The organism is Pseudoduganella sp. SL102, from assembly GCF_027856995.1.
GTDB classification, from domain to species: Bacteria; Pseudomonadota; Gammaproteobacteria; order Burkholderiales; family Burkholderiaceae_D; genus Rugamonas; species Rugamonas albidiflava.
This window is the reverse complement of record NZ_CP115554.1, coordinates 890,069-907,194: the sequence shown is the minus strand read 5'-3', so window position 1 is coordinate 907,194 and position 17,126 is coordinate 890,069. Positions and strand designations below refer to the sequence as shown.

The window sequence follows — 17,126 nt, the reverse complement described above, 5'->3', positions numbered from 1 at the left end:
GTCGAATGTCAGAAACTTGCCGTCATGCCGAGGAACAGCACGCTGTCCAGGTAGCGGCGGGTGTCGCCATGCCGGGAGCCGAATGGCACCGTGAGGTTGGCGGCGAGCTTGATGCGGTCGTTCAGGTCGTGGGAGATCACGATCGTGGTGCTGCCGTCCTTCGAGCCCAGGCCGTAGCTGAGCTGCGCCACCAGGCTGGTGGACGGGGCGATGCGGCGGTTCACGTATTGCGCGTAGACCGTGTCGCGGCCGAACGTGCGGGCATACGGTTGCACCACGGCGCCCAGCTGCCCCGCCGCGGCACCGGCGGTGAAGGGATCGCTGAAGGGATCGCTGCGGCGGAAGCGGCCAGCCTGCGCAACGGCGAACGCGTCCAGCGCCGCGCGCTCGGCCGCCGTGTAGCCCTCGGTGTTGCGGCGGTATTCCAGGTTCACGGTGCTGCCGCCTTCGAAGGTGTAGGAAGCGCCGACAAGCACGTCGAAGTGGCGCTTGCGGTCGTCGGCCCGCGTTGCCAGCTGCCAGTCCTGCGTGCCGTTGCTTGCGACGCCCGGTGCCAGTGCCAGCAGCCGCCGCGAACCGCGGAACGTGGCGGCATCGAAATACACCAGCACGGCGTCGTTGACGGTCCATTGGCCGTATGCGCCGTACTGCTTGCGGCCGGCCCGGTACGAGGCCACGGCGCCGACGGCGAACGCATCGCCCACATGGTCGGCCCGCAACGCCGTTTCGGGCTTGAATGGCCGCAGCAACTCGCGGTCGCGGCCTTCGTCGACATTGCGCACCAGGGCGACGGTGTTGCGATCGTCGATGCGCCAGCGGGCGCCGGCGAAATCGCGCGAGGGCAGTTCCGTGAACGGGTTCACCTGGTTGGTCTCGGTGAAAAACGGGTTCGATGGCGAGGCGAACTGCGAGGGTCCCCACAGCATCAGCTCGCGGCTGTAGAACAGGTCGACATTGCCGAGGCGCCCTTCCACCAGCCAACTCTGCAGATACGCCTTCGTGTCCCGCTTGTCGCCGCTGGCCGCGTTGGTGCCGGTGGCCCGGCTGTAGGTCACGCGCGGGCCGATGGCCAGCACGCCATACTTGCCCTCCAGGCGCCAGCGAAGGCGGGCTTGCGCGCCATGCTCCATGCGCGGGATGCCTGCCAGCAGGTTGTCCGGGTTGTAGGGGCTGTCGCCGCGCACGTCGTACAGGGAGCTGAACAGCACCAGGTCGGCGCCGAATTCCGGCTCGCGGGCCGACACTTCCCCCGCGCCGGCCGCCAGGGTGGCCAGCACTACCAGAGAACATCGCATGTGGAACCTCGTTGGTGGTGGGGTGGGCCTGCTTCAATCGTGGACTTGATCAATCGTGGGCTCGATCAACCGCGGACTTGATTGCCCATCAGTTGGAAATCAGTTGCAAATCAGTTGCCCATCAATTCCGCGTCAGGTTCGCCAGGCTGAGGGTGGCCGATGAAATGTCGTCGACCTTCACGTCCCAGTATTTCAGGATAGTGCGCTTCGACGGTTCGAGCGCGTCGGCGATTTCCATCCTGCTGACGAAGCGCACGGTGCGGCCGTCATGGCGCACGTGGTTGTCGTATTCGATGCGCGCGGTCTTGAGCACGTTGCCGGACACGGCGAAGTACTCGGCCTTGATGCCGAGGGCGTTTTCCTTGTCGATGAAGTAGCGGATGCGGTCGTAGGCCACCGAGCCCGATTTCGCCTTCAGGTCCAGCACCCAGACGGAGCGGCCATCGACGGTGCCTTCGCCCACCAGCGTGGCATCGTAGTCGCGGCTGTAGTTGGTGGTGGCGATGTCGCCGTTCGACGCTTCGCCCAGCATGCGCTGGCGCGGCGAGATGGCGACGGGCTTGCGCACGTCCGGCGAGGCGAACCACATATTGCGGCCCTGCATCAGCATGCGGTTGCCGCGCACCCGCGGCGGCTCGGTAAAGCTGATCAGGCTGTCGGTGGCGGCGGCCTGGATCTGCAGCTTCAGCTCGGAACCGGGCTGGCCATCGCGGATCTCGGTGACGCTGCTGTTCAGCTGCACGCCTTTCAGCCCGCCGCCGCGCGCCATGTCGCTCTGTTCGAGCAGCTTGTTGGGGTCGGGCGCCACGGGCGCGGCTTGCGCCTTGAATGTCACGGCGGCCGCCAGCAACAGCCGCACCAGGTTTTTTGCGTTAAACATGAGAAAGTGCTCCGGTGATGTTGCGGCGCGACGCGCGCCGGGCGGGCAGGTAGGAGGCCAGGGCGGCCAGGACTACCAGCGTGAACAGGGAACCGCCCAGGTTGGCGGCGACGAGCTCGACGACCAGCGGCACTTCGGCGGCCGCGTCCGGCGGCATGTAGGTGATGCCGGCGCCGTTGATGAGGAAGCCGGCGGCCAGCGTGATGGCGATGCCGAGGCCGCAGCCGATGGCCACGATCAGCATGCCTTCCAGCACGAACAGGCTGTCCAGCGTGCGCACCTGCATGCCCAGCGCGCGCAGCGTGCCGATCTCGCGGGTACGTTCGGTGATCGTCATGCCCATCGTGTTGAACACGCTGGCGAGCACGACGATGGCGACGACGACGCTGATGAACAGGTACATCATGTCGAACAGGCTTTTCACCTGGTTGTAGTAGACCGACAGCGTGCGCCAGTCGCGCACCTCGACGGGGATGCCTTCGGCGGCCAGCACCTTCTTCACGGCGGCGGCGGTGGCCGGCAGGTCGCTGCCGTCTTCCAGCAGCAGCACGATGCGCTCGGCGCCTTCGAAGGCCATCAGGCGGCGCGCCGTGGCCAGCGACACCAGCACGAACTTGTCGTCGGTGCCCAGGCTGCCGGTAGCGGACGCTTCCAGCATTTCGATGCCGACCGCGTTGACCATGCCGTCCAGCGTGGCGCCCAGCAGCGTGGCATCGCTGCCCGCTTTCAGGCCCAGCGACTCGGCCAGCCGCTTGCCGAACACGGCGCCCTGGGTGCGCTGCGGATCGAGCTTGCCGGGCTGGTCCGCATACTTTTCGCCGCGCAGCGCAAGCATGTCCTCGGCGCGCAGGCCCTCGCCGATATAGATGCGCGAGGTGTCGCCGTTGCTGACCAGGCCCGACATCGTGATGCGCGGGCTGACCAGCTTGACGCCGGGCAGTGCCGACAGCCGGGCCGTGGCCCGCGCCAGTTCGCGGTCGGTGAAGGCATACCGGCGCGGATCTTGCGCGCCCTTGTCGAACAGGCCGGGCTTGCCGACGGTGAGGTGGCCGAGCCGTTCGCCGACGATGACCTCGTCTTCGAGCGAGCTGTAGACGGACACGAAATAGCCCTCGAACAGCGACAGGGCGACGAAGCCGATGACGACCGAGGCCAGCGTGGCCATGCTGCGCCGGCGGTTGCGGGCCGCGTTGCGGGCGGCGAGCTTGAAGCGGGTGATCATGTCCATCATGCGGCCCTTTCGCTGGCGTTGCAGGTATCGGTGACGATGCGGCCGTCGGACAGTTCCAGCCGCCGGCTGGCATAGCCGAGCAGCCGCGCATCGTGGGTGGAAAACACGAAGGTGACGCCCTTTTCCTCGTTCAGCCTGCGCATCAGGCCGATCACGGATTCGGAGGTGACGGAATCGAGGTTGGCGGTGGGCTCGTCGGCCAGCACCAGCTTCGGGTCGTTGACGAGCGCGCGGGCGATCGCAGCGCGCTGGCGCTGGACGCCGCTCATTTCGTCCGGCAGCTTGCGGGCCTGCTGTTCGAGGCCCACGTCGGCCAGCATGCGCAGGGCGCGGGCCTTGCCCTCGGCGGCCGGCACGCCGGCGATCTGCAAGGGCAGCATCACGTTTTCCAGCGCGCTCAGTACCGGCACCAGGTTGAAGCCCTGGAACACGAAGCCGATCGTGGCACTGCGGAATTGCGCGGCGGCCGTTTCGCCGAGAGTGGCGCAATCGGTGCCGTCGATGCGCACGGTGCCCAGGTCGGCACGGTCCAGCAGGCCGACCAGGTTGAGCAGCGTGGACTTGCCGCTGCCCGAGGCGCCCCAGACGCAGGCGAATTCGCCCGGCTGCACGTGGAGGCTGAGCTTGTGCAGCGCAACAACCCTGCCCTGGTCTTTCCCGTACGCCTTCTCGACGTGGGTGAGTTCTACGATGTTCAATGGATGCTCCTTGAAAAAAGGGCAAAACGGGGCCCCGCGGCGACGCGCATGGCGTTGCCGGCCTGGGTGCATCGCGCTTGGTGGCGATGCATGCTGTCGGGGTACTGGTCGCTACCGGCGCTGGCCGGATACTGATTACCGCCTGGGACGCAGGTCGGTCTGCTCTCGCGGGCAGGCCGGGGTCCGGGCTGGAGGGAGGCTGGAACCGTGCGCCTGGCACGGCATTGCGCGAGATGGTGTAGTCATTTGCGCCTCCCGTTCGAGTGAAGGCATCTTAGCGATGGTGCGCAGCACAATCCGTCGTGGAGTTGTGCCGCTTTTGTAGCAAATGTGTACGGGTAATTTAAGGGGTAACTACGTGGGTAACTATTGGGTAACCAATGAGTAACCAAAGGGTAACTAATGGGTAACCGGAGGACGATGCGCTGCACGCGGCTGGGTCCGGCAGGCCGGATGAGCTGGAGCGCGAGGGAATGCAGGGATGCAGCGGTTGGCGAGGCGAACTGAGGTGAGGTGCAGAGGAAGTGGCGGCGCCGGCACCGCCGGCCCATTCAGGCGCTGTGCAGTTCCATGGTCGCCTGCGCCATCTTGCCGGCCACGGCAAGGGGAATCACGTCCAGGCTCTTGCGGATCGCTTCGTCGATCAGCAGCTGTTCTTCGCGGCGCGGGCGGTGCAGCACGAAATCGGCCACGTTCTGCGCCAGGTTCAGCGTGCGCGGGTGGCCGATGCCGATGCGCAGTCGCCAGTAATCCTGCGTGCCGAGGACGGCGGTGATGTCCTTCAGGCCGTTGTGGCCGCCGGACGAGCCGCCCTTCTTCAGCTTGGCCACGCCGGGCGGCAGGTCGAGTTCGTCATGCACGACGAGGATCTCGTCGGGATTGATCTTGAAGAAGCGCGCCAGGCCGCCCACCGACTGGCCGGAGCGGTTCATGTATGTCTGCGGTTCCAGCAGCCACACCTCGCTGCCGCCGATCGACGTCTTCCCCGCCAGCGCATTGAAGCGGCTCTCGCGCTGCAGGCGGCCATTGGCGAGGTTGTCGACCAGCCAGAAGCCGGCATTGTGGCGGGTTTGCTCGTATTCGGGGCCGGGGTTGCCGAGGCCGACGATCAGGCGGATGGTCATGGCGCGCTGGAGAATGGAAAAGGCGGATTATCGCGGAGATCGCCGACAAACGGAAATATTTCCAGGAACCGGGGTCAGACCGTAATGCCGCTAAGTTAAGCGTTACCCGATATGTTGGAAGCGCATGCATTCACCCCAACAGCGAAGGGCAGGGGTCAGACCCGCCGGGTCTGACCCCGGAATTTGCACTTGGGGTGGGCTTATCTAAGCGGCATTAGGGTCTGCCCCCGGCTCTGGGATTGACACCTGCAGGTGTCAGATACCGGTTTCTGCGGAAGACAATCGGCAAATCCGGCGAAGACCGGTCGGTCCGCCGCAGCGGTCCGACACCGAAGTACCGGTGTCCGACACCAGACCGCAACTGCCGTCGAGGCATCAAAGATCACGCATCAAGAGGCAGGGCTGATCCCGGTTCCCGGAAACATCGGGCGAAAAAAAAAACCCGCCGGAGCGGGTTTTTCTCGATGCCGATGAAGATTACTTCTTTTCTTCGGTTGCGGCGGCGTCGGCGGACACCTGGCCAGCCGGTACCGATGCGGTAGCGATGGTCAGGTCGGAACCGTGGGTGACCAGGGTCACGCCTTCCGGCAGCGTCAGGTTCGATGCGTGCAGCGAGGTGCCGACGTCCATGTTCGTCAGGTCGACGGTGATGAACTCAGGCAGATTGCCCGGCAGGCAGGACACTTCGATTTCGTTGGTCACGTGGCTGATGGTCGCGCCGTGCAGTTTCACTGCCGGGGAGATTTCAGCGTTTTCGAAGTGCAGGGTCACTTTGACGTGCACCGGCTGGTTTGCGTCGACGCGCTGGAAATCAGCGTGCAGGACCAGTTGCTTGTATGCGTGCATCTGGAAGTCGCGCAGCAGCACTTTCTGTACTTTGCCGTCGATTTCCAGGTCCAGCACGGAACCGTGGAACGCTTCTTTTTTCAGCGCGTGGTACAGCGCGTTGTGGTCCAGGGCGATCGTCACCGGGGCTTCGGTGCCGCCGTAGATGATGCCAGGGGTCTGGCCGGAAATACGCAGGCGGCGGCTCGCACCCGTGCCCTGCAGTTCGCGTTTGAATGCAACAACTTTCATTTGATACTCCAAAAAGAGCCGGGGTTCGTCACCCCGTTGTTATGGAGCTTCCCGCGACCAGGAAGCTCCGGAAACCGGCAGCGATAAATCACCGCCGCCGGATAAAACTTTGGCGGCGCCGCTGGAAATCAGCGACGCCGCCTCGAATCGGATGGTTCGCCGAAAAAATCAGTCGACGAACAGGGAGATCACGGAATCGCCCTTGATGATGCGCTTGAACGTTTCCGCCAGAAGCGGGGCGCAGGTCAGCTGGCGGATCTTGCCGCAAGCCTTGCCGGCGTCGGACAGCGGGATCGTGTCCGTCACCACCAGTTCGTCCAGCGACGAATTGGTGATGCGCTCGATCGCCGGGCCGGACAGCACCGGGTGCGTGCAATACGCGATGACTTTCTTGGCGCCGCGTTCCTTCAGCACTTCGGCGGCTTTCACCAGCGTGCCGGCGGTGTCGACCATGTCGTCCATGATCACGCAGTTGCGGCCTTCCACGTCGCCGATGATGTTCATCACTTCGGAAACGTTGGCTTTCGGACGGCGCTTGTCGATGATCGCCAGGTCGCAACCGAGGCGCTTGGCCAGCGCGCGGGCGCGCACCACGCCGCCGACGTCGGGCGACACCACCAGCAGGTCCTGGTGATCCTTCTTCTGCAGGTCGCCCAGCAGGATCGGCGACGCGTAGATGTTATCGACGGGGATATCGAAGAAACCCTGGATCTGGTCGGCGTGCAGGTCCATGATCAGGACGCGCTCGACACCGGCTTCTTCCAGCATGTTGGCAACCACCTTGGCCGAGATCGCGACGCGGGCGGAACGCGGGCGGCGGTCCTGGCGGGCGTAACCAAAGTAAGGGATGGCGGCCGTGATGCGGCCAGCGGATGCGCGTTTCAGGGCATCGACCATCAGGATCAGTTCCATCAGGCTGTCGTTGGTGGGCGCGCAGGTCGACTGCAGCACGAAGACGTCTTTACCGCGGACGTTTTCGTTGATTTCGACCATTACTTCGCCGTCCGAGAATTTCGAAACGACCGCTTTGCCGAGAGGGATGCCGAGATTTTTCGCGACCCCTTCTGCCAACGCAGGATTAGCGTTGCCGGTAAAAACCATCAGGTTTTCATAAGCCATGGGAGTCCCAGGAAGGTAAGCTTTGACTTGAAATACCACCGATAAACACACAGGAAATCGGCGTCGGAATAAAAAAGCCCCGGCTGAGCAGGGGCATTTTTTTTATTTTCTAGGCTGTCCAGGCTACGCACCTTACGAACCCGCGCTGCGCTGCGCTTCGACAGACTTGAAGAATTGGTGGCAGGGGAACAAGGATTCGAACCTTGGTATGCCGGAATCAAAATCCGGTGCCTTAACCAGCTTGGCGATTCCCCTACGCTTGACTGACTGTGTTCCGTCAGATGGCGAGCATTATACTAGCAAAACGACGTAACACCAAATCTTTTTACGCTTCGCAACTTTCACACCGTTCAAAGTGCCAGCGGGTGCCTGCCCAGCGCCTTTGCCTTCCACCCCTTCCAGGTGGCTGGTGCCTGTCGATGAAATTCATCGAGCACCGCATCGGCTTGTTCTTCGCTGTCAAACGCGCAGAACACGCATGCACCGGAGCCAGTCATCCTGGCATCGCCGTGAGCCCCCAGCCATTCCACCGCCTCGGCTACCGGCGGGAACAAGCGGGTGGCCACTTGTTGCAAATCGTTTTTCCCGAACTGTCGCAGCTCACTGCTCTGAACCGCGTAGTGCCTGGAAAAGTCCGAGATTATGACGGCGGCTGTGTTCCTTGTCAAATGCTCCGACGTAAAAATGTGCGCGGTCGGCACTTGCACGCCCGGTTCGATGACGACGTACCAACAGTCCGGTCCCGCGACGGCTTGCAGCGCCTCGCCCACGCCTTCCGCGAACGCCGTTTCGCCGAAGATGAAGAACGGAATGTCGGCGCCCAGCGGCAGGCCGAGGTCCATCAGCTCCTGTTTCGACAGCCCGGCCTTCCACAGCCGGTTCAGCGCCAGCAGCGTGGTGGCGGCATCGGACGAGCCGCCACCCAGCCCGCCGCCCATCGGCAGGATCTTGTGGAGCGCGATGTCCACGCCCGGCGGCGGCGTGCCCGTGCGGCGCACGACTTCCGCCTGCAGCACGCGGGCAGCGCGAATGACCAGGTCCTGCTCTTCCGGCACGCCGGGGATATCGGTCACGCGGCGGACCTGCCCATCGCCGCGCAGCGTGAAGTCCAGCGTGTCGCAGCGGTCGATCATCTGGAAGACCGTCTGCAGCAGGTGATAGCCGTCCGGCCGGCGTCCCGTCACGTGCAGGAACAGGTTCAGCTTGGCCGGTGCCGGGCAGGCCAGCAGGCGCTCGTCGTCGCGGCCCGTCATGGCGCGGCGGCTCCGTCGACCACGATGCGGATGTCGATGTTCTCGATGTCGCCGGTGGCGCCGCGGCGGGCATCGATGCGGCGCGGCCTGGGCGGCGCCGCGCCTTCCTGCCACGACACGAATTCCAGTTCCCAGCCATCGCGCGTGGTCACTTTCGGCTGCGCCGGGCTGGCGGCGAAGCGCTGGCCATCGGCCGCCACCGCGTAGCCTTGCAGCCAGTCGCGCAGGCCGGACACGGGCAGCGGCCAGCCGAGCACCTGCGCCGTCAGCGTGTCGACATCGCTGGCCGTGCGCGGCGGGTTGTTGCCTTCCTTGAGGGTGACCGCGCCGGGCGTGACGGCGATGGTGGCGATGGTCTGCCCCAGCGGCGAGGCCAGCGTCACGTCGGTGCGCGCCTCGCTCTGGCGCCAGGCGAACTTGCCGGAAATGGATTCCTGCTTGCCGGCGCGCAGGTAGTTGACGGACAGGCGGCCGTCGAGTTCGACCTTGCTGGCATACGGCGCCACGGCGGCCGTGGACAGCGCGGCCGGCGGTGCGCTGGCACAGCCGGCCAGCAGCCCGGCTGCGCAGGCCAGGATGGCGCAATCAATGTTGATGCGAGTGGAAATACGGGTGGAAAGGCGGGCCTTGTTCATGCGGTCCTTGTTCTTCGTTGGTTATTCGTTGGTTATGCCTTGGTTGATCAAGCGGGCATTGAAGCCGGTGCCGGGATGCCGCAAGGATTTCCGACACCGGGTTTTTTATCACAGGCTGGTATTCAGCCGCGCCAGCGTATCGCGCAGCGCGTCGCTGCCCGGGTCCTTGGCGCGCGCTTCGCGCCACAGCTTCTGCGCCTCGTCGCGCTTGCCGCGCTGCCACAGCACTTCGCCCAGGTGCACCGCGATCTCGGCATCGCTGCGCAGCGCATAGGCACGGCGCAGCGTGGCTTCCGCTTCGTCCAGCCGGCCCTGGCGGAACTGCACCCAGCCCATCGAATCCATGATGTAGGGATCGTTCGGCGCCATCTTCAGGGCCTTGTCGATCAGCGCATGGGCTTCGTCGAGGCGCACGCCGCGCTCGGCCAGCGAGTAGCCGAGCGCATTGTAGGCGTGGTGATTGTCCGGCACGGCGGCCATCACCTTGCGCAGCGCCGCTTCCATTTCCTCTGGCTTGTCCTGCTTTTCGGCGGCCAGCGCGAAGTCGTACAGCAGGTCCGGGCTGTCCGGGAAGCGCTGCACGGCATCGGCCAGCAGCATGTAGGCTTCGCCATTGCGGCCGGCATCGCGCAGCAGCTGGCCCTCCGTCTGCAGCACCTCGGCCTGCTCGGCGGGATCGACGGCGGCGATCTCGTGCAGCATGGTACGGGCCCGTTCCAGCTCGCCCTTCTTCGCGGTGAGGTGCGCGCGCTTCAGGCGCGACGTCATGTACAGCCGCGGATCGTCGCTGCTCACCTTGTCCAGCCAGCCCAGCGCGCCGTCGAAATCGCCCCGCTCCTCGGCGATCTGCGCCAGCAGCATCAGCCCTTTCGACGGGTCGCGCTCGGGATCGTCGCTGTCGCCCAGCACGGCCACGAAACGGCGCAGGTAGTCTTCCGCGCCCTTCTGGTCGCTGGCCTGGATCGACATGATGCCCAGCGCGTAGAGGGTGCCGGGATTGTCCGGTTCATCCTTCAGCATCCGTTCGAACTGGGCGCGCGCCGCGTCGTAGCGCTTCTGCTCCACCAGCAGGCGCGCGTATGCCGAGCGCACCTCGCGCGCGTTCGGGTTCTTCTTCAGGAAGCCGGCGAACAGCTGGCCGGCCGCGTCGGCATCGCCCATCACCTGCGCCAGCGTGAGCGCCGACAGTTCGGAATCGGGCTTCAGTTCCAGCGCGCGCTTCGCCTCGGCCATCGCGCGATCGCGATTCTCGGCCGCATAGGCGGCCTGGGCCAGCACCAGGTGGCTTTCCATCGTGGCGCCGTAGGGTGCCAGCACGCGTTCCATCAGCGCGAACGCGGCGGCCTTGTCCTTCGCCCGCAGCAGGTACTGCTGCATCTGGAACATGACGAGGCCGCGCGCCTCGGCCGGCGTGGCGCCCAGGCGCTGCGCGAAGACCTGCTCGGACTCGGACAGGTCGTCGCCCAGCACGGAGAAACCCAGGAAATACTGCACCGCCTCATCGGAATCGGGCGCCAGTTCGCGCCACAGGCGGATCGCCGCCAGCGCCTCGTTGCCCTGCTTGGCGGCCAGCGCCATCTCGGCCGACCGGCGCGCCAGCCGCGGGTCGCGGGTCTGCTGCGCCAGCACCATCATCGACACGTAGGCGCTTTGCCACTGGCCCCGCTTGAAATCCAGTTCGGCCTTGGTGAGCTTGTAGAACAGGTCGCTGGTCAGCTCGACGGCGGGCAGCTTTTCCTCGTGCTGCAGGGTGGCGGCGATGGCGTCCGCGCCCGGGTCCTCGGACTCCGCAGCCACCGCGGGAGGCGCTGCCGGCGCGGCGGCCGCTTCGCCGCCTGCCTGTTTTTGTGGCGCAACAGCGCACGCGGACAGCAGGGCCGAGAGGGTTACAATGGCGAGTGCGTATTTCAAGGCTTGCATCCAGGTCGGGTCAAACCCTGATTCTACGCCCAACCATCGCCGGCACGGCTTCGCTGCTGTAACGCGCAGGCATGGCGCATTGTCAGCCTTGATATCAGCTTTGATACCAGCTTCGATATCAGCTGTAATGCAGGTCCGGTACGAGCCCCGGTACGGCTCGCGGCACCACCGTACAACTTGCAGTACACATTTTCCATCGTCCGATCCGCCATCAGCCTTATGCCAGAATTACCGGAAGTCGAAGTCACCCGGCGCGGCGTCGCGCCCCACATCGAAGGCCGCGCCGTGCGCGAGGTGGTGCTGCGCCGCGCCGGCCTGCGCTGGCCCTTCCCCGCCGCCCTGCCGGAAATCCTGGCCGACCGCACGGTGACGACGACGGGCCGCCGCGGCAAGTACCTGCTGGTGGAATTCGAACACGGTACGCTGATCATCCACCTGGGCATGAGCGGGCACCTGCGCGTGCTGCCGCCTGGCGTGCCGGCGCAGAAGCACGACCACATCGACATCGTGGTGGAAGGCCCGCAGGGGCAGCAGGTGCTGCGCATGACGGACCCGCGCCGCTTCGGCGCCGTGCTGTGGCATCCGAACGAGGAAGGCGAGCTCGATTCGCACCTGCTGCTGCGCGGCCTGGGCGTGGAGCCGCTCGGCCCGGAATTCACCGGCGAACTGCTGTACCGGAAGACGCGCGGCCGCACGGTCGCCGTGAAGTCGGCCCTGCTGGCCGGCGACATCGTGGTCGGTGTCGGCAATATCTACTGTTCCGAAAGCCTGTTCCGCGCCGGGATCAATCCGAAGACGCCGGCCGGCCGCATCGGCCTGGCGCGCTACGAGAAGCTGGCGCAGGCGATCCGCGACGTGCTGGCCGAGGCGATCGTCCAGGGCGGCAGCACGCTGCGCGACTTCATCGCGGTAAATGGCCAATCCGGCTATTTCCAAAACACGTATTTCGTGTACGACCGGGCGGGCCTGCCGTGCCGCGTGTGCGGCGCCCCGGTCCGGCAGATCAAGCAGGGGCAGCGCTCCACGTTCTATTGCATCAGTTGCCAAAAATGAGTTGTCAAAAATGAGCTGTCAAAAATGAATTGTCAAAAGTGAAGCGAAACCAGCCATGATGCGCGACCTCGAACAGTACAGTGCCTGGCGCCAGGGCGTGGCGGCGGCGCTGCGCGCCTACCGCGACGGCGCGCAGGCGGCCGACCTGCTCGATGCCGCCACCGCCCAGCGCATCGCCCGCACGCTGGCCCGGCTGGCGGACGACAAGCTGTCGGTCGCCTTCGTGGCCGAGTTCTCGCGCGGCAAATCGGAGCTGATCAACGCGATCTTCTTCGCCGACTACGGGCAGCGCATCCTGCCGTCGGCGGCCGGCCGCACCACCATGTGCCCCACCGAGCTGCTGTACGATCCCGCCCAGCCGGCCTCGATCCGGCTGCTGCCGATCGAGACCCGGGCCGCCAACCTCTCCACCAGCGACTACCGCGACGACCCGCACGCATGGACCGTGCTGCCTCTGAACGTGGATGCGGCCGCCGACATGCACGAGGCGTTCCGCCAGGTGAGCCAGACCCGCGCGGTGCCGGTGGACGAAGCGCGCCGCTATGGCCTGTACGACCCGGACGATCCCGACCTGGCGGCCACGGTGAACGAGGAAGGCATGGTGGAAATTTCGCGCTGGCGCCATGCGATCATCAATTTCCCGCACCCGCTCCTGAAGCAGGGCCTGGTGATCCTGGACACGCCGGGCCTGAACGCGATCGGCACCGAGCCCGAACTGACGCTGAACCTGATCCCCAGCGCCCATGCCGTGCTGTTCATCCTGGCCGCCGATACGGGCGTGACGAAGAGCGATATCGAAGTCTGGCGCGAGCACATCGGCGCCGGCGCGGGCCGGATGGTCGTGCTGAACAAGATCGACGGCATGTGGGACCCGCTGCGCTCGGAAGCCGAAGTCGATGGCGAGATCGCGCGCCAGCGGGCACACGCGGCGCAGCTGCTGGCCGTCGACGAGCGCCAGGTGTTCCCGGTCTCGGCGCACAAGGCGCTGGTGGCGAAGATCACGGGCGACGACGCGCTGCTGGAACGCAGCCGCGTGGGCCGGCTGGAACAGGCGCTGTTCGACGAGCTGATCCCGGCCAAGCGGGATATCGTGCGGCGGCGCCTGGCCGAGGACCTGGGCGCGCTGAACGGCGCGCAGGGTGCCATGCTGGCCGCGAAGCAGCGCGGCATCGCCGAACAGCTGCATGAACTGAACAGCCTGCGCGGCAAGAACCAGAACGTGATCGCCCACATGATGCGCCGCGTCGATGCCGAGAAAAAGGAATTCGACGCCAGCCTGTTCCGCATGCAGGCGGCGCGCACCGCGTTCACGCGCCTGTCGACGGAGCTGTACGGCACGCTGGGCATGGACGTGCTGCGCGACCACGTGCTGCAGGCACGCGAAGCGATGGCACGCAGCCACTGGTCGGCCGGCCTGCGCGAGGCGGTGCGCCTGTTCTTCGACAGCGTGCAGGCGGAGCTGGAGGAATCGGACCGCAAGGCCGTGGAAATCCGCACCACGATGGAAGGCGTGTACCGGCAGTTCTCCGCCGAGCATGGCGTGGCACTGCCGCCACCGCCGCCGTTCGGCCTGGCGAAGTATCGCGCGCAAGTGTCGGACATCGAAGCGCTGTACCAGAAGCAGTTCGGCGCCGCCGCGCTGCTGACCACCAGCCGCACCGTGCTGATGGAGCGCTTCTTCGACACCATCGCGTCGCAGGTCAAGCGCTGCTTCAAGGCGGCCAACGCGGAATGCGAGAGCTGGCTGAAGGTGATCATGGGGCCGCTGGAGGCGCAGGTCCGGCAGCACCGCGAACAGCTGAAGGGCCGCCAGGCGTCGATCGGGCGCATCCACGACGCGGCCGACACGCTGGAACAGAAAATCGAAACCTTCGAGCGCACGCAGGCGGCGCTGGAACGGCAGAAGGCAGGGCTGGCCGCGCTGGCCGACGCGATCGCGGCCGCCATCGACACGGAACCGCCCCACTAGGCTGGATTGGAAAGACGAATTTGCAGTACGACGACCCCACTTTTTCGGCCGCGCTGATCGCGTGGCAGCAGCAGCACGGCCGGCATACGCTGCCGTGGCAAAACACCCGCGATGCCTACCGCATCTGGCTTTCCGAGATCATGCTGCAGCAGACGCAGGTGGCCGCGGTGCTCGGCTATTACGCCCGTTTCCTGGAGCGCTTCCCCACCGTGCACGACCTGGCCGCCGCGCCGGTCGAAGACGTGATGGCGCAGTGGAGCGGCCTGGGTTACTACACGCGCGCCCGCAACCTGCACAAGTGCGCGCAGCGCGTGGTGGCGGAATACGGCGGCGTGTTCCCGGCTGACCCGGCGCTGCTGGCCGAACTGCCCGGCATCGGCCGCTCGACAGCCGCGGCGATCGCCGCGTTCTCCGGCGGCGCGCGCGCCGCGATCATGGACGGCAACGTCAAGCGCGTGTTTGCCCGCGTGTTCGGCATCGACACCTTCCCCGGCGAACGCAGGACGGAAGAAGCGATGTGGCGGCGCGCCGAAGCGCTCCTGCCCGCCCAGGGCATCGAATCGTACACGCAGGGCCTGATGGACATGGGGGCCACGCTGTGCACCCGCAGCAGCCCGGATTGCGCGCGCTGCCCGATGCAGGCGCGCTGCGTGGCCTTCGCCACCGGCCGCACCAGGGAACTCCCGGTGCGCAAGCCGAAGAAGGCCACGCCGGAAAAGCACACGACCATGCTGCTCGTCGTGCATGGCGGCCAGGTGCTGCTGGAGCAGCGGCCCGGCGCCGGCATCTGGGGCGGCCTGCTGTCGCTGCCCGAGGTGAACGGCCATGTCGCCGCGGACGACGATGCCCTCCCCGAGGTCGACGACGATGCGGTGGCCAGCGCGCTGCTGCCGTTCGGCGTGGCGGAATCGCGCGAACGCCTGAACACGGTCACGCACGTGTTCACCCATTACCGGCTGCAGATCGTGCCCGTGCTGGTCACGCTGGCGCAGCGCGCGCCGCTGGCGGCGGATGGCCGTTACGTGTGGCTGGATGCGGCGCGGCTTGCGGACGCGGCGCTACCGGCGCCGGTGAAGAAACTGCTGGTGGAGTTGCTGGGGTCGAATGCGCAGGCGCGGATGTTCTGATGCTGTGCCGCCCGTGCGGCGGATGAGATCAAGGTCTTAATGCTTGAGCTTGGTGCGGGAGCTTGATGCATCGGCTCACTGCATGGGCTCATTGCATGGGCTCATTGCATGGGCTTATTGCATGGGCTTATTGCATGGGCTCATTGCATGGGCTTATTGCATGGGCTTGCTGCTTGAGATCAGTGCCCGGGCTTGTTGCATGGGCCTGGTGCATGGGCTCACTGCATGAGTTTTCCGATTGAAAAAACCAGCGCGACGAGGGCGACGGACGTGCCGAAATACCACCGCACCAGCCGGTTCTCGATGCCTGCCATGCCGCTTTCGATGCGCGACAGGCGATCCTGGACGCGCGACGCCAGCTTGACGAGATCTTCCTTGGTAGCATAATTCGAGCCGATCACGGCCACATCGCGCTCGACCGCGGCGAAACGGCGCTCGCTGCCGTTCGTTGCGCAATGCGCCGACGTGGCACGCTGCGCATTGGATTGGGAAACATTCGAGCCTTCTTCCATGACGGGTTCCTCGTTCATCATGCTTTCTCCAGGAGTGTTTCTCAGCGTTGTCCATGGAAGACAAAAGGTCAAGCGGATCAGCGCTCCAGCCCGATACGAATCACAGCTCCTCCAGCGAATACAGTTTCCGGTGCACATGGATCGCATAGCGGTCCGTCATGCCGGCGATATAGTCGGCTATGCGGCGGGCCTGCCTGGTGGCGTCACCGGACGGTTCGCGGTAGTCCGGCGGCAGCAGCAGCGGATCGGCCGTGAACGCGTCGTACAGTTCGCGCACCATGCGGCTGGCCTTCAGCCGCATCCGGTTCACCTTGTAGTGGCGGTACAGGTTCTCGCGCAGGAAGCGCTTCAGCTCCGTCGCATCCTTGCGCATCGGGTCGGAAAAGCGGATCAGCGGCGGCGCGGCGCGCACCTCGTCGATGCTTTGCGGGCTCGCCTCGGCAATGCGCTCCAGCGACGTGGCGATCAGGTCATCGGCCAGCGCCGTGATCAGCCGGCGCAGCGTTTCATAGATGGCGCGGCGGCCGGTCAGGCCCGGGTATTTGTCCTGCACTTCGCGCCACAGCCGGGCAAAGAAATCCACCTGTTCCAGTTGCGCGATCGTGATCAGGCCGGAGCGCAGGCCATCGTCGATGTCATGGCTGTTGTAGGCAATCTCGTCGGCCAGGTTGGTCAGCTGCGCTTCCAGCGACGGTTGGGTCCTGTCGAGGAAGCGCTGGGCCACCTCGCCCAGCTGCCGGGCGTTCGTGGCCGAGCAGTGCTTGAGGATGCCCTCGCGCGTCTCGAACATCAGGTTCAGGCCATCGAACGCGCCGTACTGTTCTTCCAGGTGGTCGACCACGCGCAGGCTTTGCAGGTTGTGCTCGAAGCCGCCGTGCTCCTTCATGCATTCGTTCAGCACGTCCTGCCCGACATGGCCGAACGGCGTGTGGCCCAGGTCGTGGGCCAGCGCGATCGCCTCCACCAAGTCTTCGTTCAGCCGCAGGTTGCGCGCCAGCGAACGGCCGACCTGCGCCACTTCCAGGCTGTGCGTGAGCCGCGTGCGGAACAGGTCGCCCTCGTGGTTCAGGAACACCTGGGTCTTGTATTCGAGCCGGCGGAACGCCGTGCTGTGGATGATGCGGTCGCGGTCGCGCTGGAACTGGCTGCGCGAGGCGTGCGCCGTTTCGGCATAGCGGCGCCCGCGCCCCTTGTCCGAATGCGCGGCGTAGGGAGCGAGCGCTTCTTCCATGC

Annotated in this window: 15 protein-coding genes and 1 tRNA gene; 3 read left to right on the top strand and 13 right to left on the bottom strand. The window is 65.8% G+C overall.

The window, feature by feature from the left end; translation table 11 throughout:
• Positions 1–8: 8 nt before the first annotated feature.
• The 11 genes from OU994_RS03985 to OU994_RS03935 all read right to left on the bottom strand — a co-directional run bounded on the left by OU994_RS03985 (position 9) and on the right by OU994_RS03935 (position 11,232).
• Positions 9–1,295 carry a hypothetical protein gene (locus tag OU994_RS03985; RefSeq protein WP_281609705.1) on the bottom strand — a complete coding sequence of 429 codons (1,287 nt, stop codon included), beginning with the start codon at positions 1,293–1,295 and terminating at the stop codon, positions 9–11.
• A gap of 121 nt (positions 1,296–1,416) precedes the next feature.
• Positions 1,417–2,175, bottom strand: a complete 759-nt coding sequence (locus OU994_RS03980; protein ID WP_281609704.1) for an outer membrane lipoprotein-sorting protein — start codon at positions 2,173–2,175, stop codon at positions 1,417–1,419.
• Positions 2,168–3,406 (bottom strand): ABC transporter permease, encoded by a 1,239-nt coding sequence (locus tag OU994_RS03975; protein ID WP_281609703.1) that lies wholly within the window; start codon positions 3,404–3,406, stop codon positions 2,168–2,170. Before OU994_RS03975 ends, OU994_RS03980 begins: the two co-directional genes overlap by 8 nt.
• Positions 3,403–4,104, bottom strand: a complete 702-nt coding sequence (locus OU994_RS03970; protein WP_281609702.1) for an ABC transporter ATP-binding protein — start codon at positions 4,102–4,104, stop codon at positions 3,403–3,405. Before OU994_RS03970 ends, OU994_RS03975 begins: the two co-directional genes overlap by 4 nt.
• 551 nt (positions 4,105–4,655) lie before the next feature.
• Positions 4,656–5,228: an aminoacyl-tRNA hydrolase gene (gene pth / locus OU994_RS03965; RefSeq protein WP_281609701.1), complete on the bottom strand. Its 573-nt coding sequence runs from the start codon at positions 5,226–5,228 to the stop codon at positions 4,656–4,658.
• Between the two features lie 477 nt (positions 5,229–5,705).
• Complete coding sequence (locus OU994_RS03960) at positions 5,706–6,305, bottom strand: 50S ribosomal protein L25/general stress protein Ctc (protein ID WP_281609700.1); 600 nt, start codon at positions 6,303–6,305, stop codon at positions 5,706–5,708.
• A 168-nt stretch (positions 6,306–6,473) separates the two neighbouring features.
• Entirely contained in the window at positions 6,474–7,424 is a 951-nt protein-coding gene (locus tag OU994_RS03955; RefSeq protein ID WP_131148063.1) for a ribose-phosphate pyrophosphokinase, read from the bottom strand.
• 178 nt (positions 7,425–7,602) lie between these two features.
• Positions 7,603–7,679: transfer RNA gene (locus tag OU994_RS03950), tRNA-Gln, on the bottom strand.
• A gap of 95 nt (positions 7,680–7,774) precedes the next feature.
• Positions 7,775–8,677 carry a 4-(cytidine 5'-diphospho)-2-C-methyl-D-erythritol kinase gene (gene ispE / locus OU994_RS03945; protein WP_281609699.1) on the bottom strand — a complete coding sequence of 301 codons (903 nt, stop codon included), beginning with the start codon at positions 8,675–8,677 and terminating at the stop codon, positions 7,775–7,777.
• Positions 8,674–9,312: a lipoprotein insertase outer membrane protein LolB gene (gene lolB / locus OU994_RS03940; RefSeq protein WP_281609698.1), complete on the bottom strand. Its 639-nt coding sequence runs from the start codon at positions 9,310–9,312 to the stop codon at positions 8,674–8,676. The genes ispE and lolB overlap by 4 nt, the downstream gene beginning before the upstream one ends.
• A gap of 108 nt (positions 9,313–9,420) precedes the next feature.
• On the bottom strand, positions 9,421–11,232 hold the full coding sequence (locus OU994_RS03935) for a tetratricopeptide repeat protein (RefSeq protein ID WP_281609697.1): 1,812 nt from the start codon (positions 11,230–11,232) through the stop codon (positions 9,421–9,423).
• 219 nt (positions 11,233–11,451) lie between these two features.
• Between OU994_RS03935 and mutM the strand changes: the two genes are divergently transcribed.
• From mutM to mutY, 3 genes are read left to right on the top strand one after another with little or no spacing between them, the layout of a single operon-like run.
• Positions 11,452–12,285, top strand: coding sequence for a bifunctional DNA-formamidopyrimidine glycosylase/DNA-(apurinic or apyrimidinic site) lyase (gene mutM, locus OU994_RS03930; RefSeq protein WP_281609696.1), 834 nt, complete (start codon positions 11,452–11,454; stop codon positions 12,283–12,285).
• 55 nt (positions 12,286–12,340) lie between these two features.
• The gene (locus tag OU994_RS03925) at positions 12,341–14,254 is read left to right on the top strand and encodes a dynamin family protein (protein WP_281609695.1); all 1,914 of its coding nucleotides are present in this window, start codon (positions 12,341–12,343) and stop codon (positions 14,252–14,254) included.
• Between the two features lie 20 nt (positions 14,255–14,274).
• Positions 14,275–15,381: an A/G-specific adenine glycosylase gene (gene mutY / locus OU994_RS03920; RefSeq protein ID WP_281609694.1), complete on the top strand. Its 1,107-nt coding sequence runs from the start codon at positions 14,275–14,277 to the stop codon at positions 15,379–15,381.
• A 218-nt stretch (positions 15,382–15,599) separates the two neighbouring features.
• Here mutY and OU994_RS03915 read toward each other — a convergent pair whose 3' ends face one another.
• Positions 15,600–15,914, bottom strand: a complete 315-nt coding sequence (locus OU994_RS03915; protein WP_281609693.1) for a hypothetical protein — start codon at positions 15,912–15,914, stop codon at positions 15,600–15,602.
• A 79-nt stretch (positions 15,915–15,993) separates the two neighbouring features.
• Positions 15,994–17,124 carry a deoxyguanosinetriphosphate triphosphohydrolase gene (locus OU994_RS03910; protein WP_281609692.1) on the bottom strand — a complete coding sequence of 377 codons (1,131 nt, stop codon included), beginning with the start codon at positions 17,122–17,124 and terminating at the stop codon, positions 15,994–15,996.
• Positions 17,125–17,126: the final 2 nt, after the last annotated feature.

Excerpts from the sequence above, each read along its gene's own strand:
- pth (WP_281609701.1), bottom strand. The coding sequence starts at position 5,228 with ATGACCATCCGCCTGATCGTCGGCCTCGGCAACCCCGGCCCCGAATAC.
- OU994_RS03910 (WP_281609692.1), bottom strand. The coding sequence starts at position 17,124 with ATGGAAGAAGCGCTCGCTCCCTACGCCGCGCATTCGGACAAGGGGCGC.
- OU994_RS03975 (WP_281609703.1), bottom strand. The coding sequence starts at position 3,406 with ATGATGGACATGATCACCCGCTTCAAGCTCGCCGCCCGCAACGCGGCC.
- OU994_RS03960 (WP_281609700.1), bottom strand. The coding sequence starts at position 6,305 with ATGAAAGTTGTTGCATTCAAACGCGAACTGCAGGGCACGGGTGCGAGC.
- OU994_RS03915 (WP_281609693.1), bottom strand. The coding sequence starts at position 15,914 with ATGATGAACGAGGAACCCGTCATGGAAGAAGGCTCGAATGTTTCCCAA.
- lolB (WP_281609698.1), bottom strand. The coding sequence starts at position 9,312 with ATGAACAAGGCCCGCCTTTCCACCCGTATTTCCACTCGCATCAACATT.
- OU994_RS03955 (WP_131148063.1), bottom strand. The coding sequence starts at position 7,424 with ATGGCTTATGAAAACCTGATGGTTTTTACCGGCAACGCTAATCCTGCG.
- OU994_RS03980 (WP_281609704.1), bottom strand. The coding sequence starts at position 2,175 with ATGTTTAACGCAAAAAACCTGGTGCGGCTGTTGCTGGCGGCCGCCGTG.
- OU994_RS03925 (WP_281609695.1), top strand. The coding sequence starts at position 12,341 with ATGATGCGCGACCTCGAACAGTACAGTGCCTGGCGCCAGGGCGTGGCG.
- mutM (WP_281609696.1), top strand. The coding sequence starts at position 11,452 with ATGCCAGAATTACCGGAAGTCGAAGTCACCCGGCGCGGCGTCGCGCCC.
- OU994_RS03985 (WP_281609705.1), bottom strand. The coding sequence starts at position 1,295 with ATGCGATGTTCTCTGGTAGTGCTGGCCACCCTGGCGGCCGGCGCGGGG.
- ispE (WP_281609699.1), bottom strand. The coding sequence starts at position 8,677 with ATGACGGGCCGCGACGACGAGCGCCTGCTGGCCTGCCCGGCACCGGCC.
- OU994_RS03935 (WP_281609697.1), bottom strand. The coding sequence starts at position 11,232 with ATGCAAGCCTTGAAATACGCACTCGCCATTGTAACCCTCTCGGCCCTG.